Origin of the sequence: Haliscomenobacter sp. (genome assembly GCF_040403615.1) — a bacterium.
Lineage (GTDB): Bacteria > Bacteroidota > Bacteroidia > Chitinophagales > Saprospiraceae > Haliscomenobacter.
In genome coordinates, this window is record NZ_JBBAKG010000253.1 from 1 (window position 1) to 1,877 (window position 1,877).

Sequence of the window (1,877 nt, forward strand, 5' to 3'; positions counted from 1 at the left end):
AACGGAGGTAACGCAAGATACCAGAGTTGTCATTATTGTCATTGCCACCGATGAAAGCCAATTGGTTGTCAAAAGTAACACCGTTGAAACCTTCAATCTGGTAACTGTTTGGTGTAGTGAAAAGGTTGTGCGCACCTTTGCCACATACTACAATACCACCCCAGTCACCACGATCGCGTGCACCCGCCGCTTTGGCAGAAGTAAATACAACTGGTTTTGCAGAAGTACCGGTGATTTCAATTTGACCACCACGTTCTACAACGATGGTTGCGTAGTTCTTTGGTGAGCTATTCAGGTCAGCCAAAGCACGGATCACGGTTCCAGCAGGGATAACCAGTTTACCGCCGCTTTTTACAACTACAAAGCCTTTCAACAGATAAGTTTGATCAGCGCTCAAAGTTACCGTGTTGGTGATTACTTTTTCACCACGGATCGGCAAAGATGCCACCATACCGTTCAGCGTAGTAGTATCCGTTGGAGCAGGATAAGCTGTAGTTTTTGGATCCCAGTTTGTCCAATCTTTGGTCCAGTCTTTTGCAGCATCAGCAGAAAGCGCTCCAACATAAGTGGTTTGTTCCATTTTGAAAGGGACTGCTGTACTTGGAGTAACCAAAGTCAATGGACTCAAAATCGGGTTATCCAGGAAGTTGGCCCCAGTCAAAGCAGGTGAACCATCTACCGGATTGAAGTCAGGAGTAGTAGAAGAAGCCAACGGATTCACCAATAAAGTACCCGTAGAGAATGCAACTGGGTTGATTATGTTGGCCAATGGACCAGTTTGACGAGCCCAGTTGTTCAAGGCAGCCAATTTAGCAGCAGAACCTCTTGCTCTGGCAACTTCCAGCAAGCTGTTGGAAGTAGAGTCAGCAGGAGCCTGAGCAGCAGCAGTGTTCACGATCAGGTTGTTCGTAAAGAAAGTCTGATGCGACTTCTGGTCTACCGGAGTGTTTGGCGTAACTAAAGCCAAAGCAGCAGGGAAGTTGGTATTGCGAACAGTACTGTCGCCGTCGATCATCAGGAAGTTACGGTAACCCATGAAGATGCTGTTCACAATACGCAAAGCAGAGTTGCGACGGATGCGTGCACCACGACGGAAAGCAGCTCTGGTTCTGGCATTCATTTGAGAATAGGTAGCACCTACTGGAACTGGACCAACCATGGTATAGTTGGAAAACACAGCAGTAGTGATTGGCTTCACGTTGGCAGTACCAAGCGCTTCGTTGTCACTTTCAAAACCTTCAGAAGTAGAAGCGCCTGAAAGAGCGTTGTAAGTACCATCAAAATAAGCAGTGTCACGTACAGCAATACCGAACTGGTTCAAGCCGCTGTAACCGTTGTCTGTATCGAAATCGTCATCTGTACCTTTGAAGGCAATCAGGTTTTTGCTGTTCACTGCACCACCAAACCACTCGAAAGAGTCGTCGTTGGAGAAAGAAACCTGAATGTTGTTTACTTCAGTACCAGCACCAACTGCACCAAAAGTCAAACCGTTGATTTCCCGGTTGATTTCGAAGGCCAAACCACCGAATTCCAAACGGAGGTAACGCAAGATACCAGAGTTGTCATTATTGTCATTGCCACCGATGAAAGCCAATTGGTTGTCGAAAGTAACACCGTTGAAACCTTCAATCTGGTAACTGTTTGGTGTAGTGAATAGGTTGTGCGCACCTCTTCCACAAACTACGATACCACCCCAGTCACCACGATCGCGTGCACCTTCCGCTTTGGCAGAAGTAAATACAACTGGTTTTGAAACACTACCGGTAATTTCAATTTGACCACCACGCTCTACAACAATGGTTGCATAGTTCTTTGGTGAAGAATTCAGGTCAGCCAAAGCACGGATCACGGTTCCAGCAGGGATAACCAGTTTACCG

1 protein-coding gene is annotated in these 1,877 nt (G+C 46.8%); it reads right to left on the reverse strand.

Annotated features, from left to right (window positions below):
- Positions 1-1,877 (reverse strand): beta-helix domain-containing protein (locus tag ABW391_RS29370; RefSeq protein ID WP_353485466.1); only part of this gene is annotated, 1,877 nt, incomplete at both ends.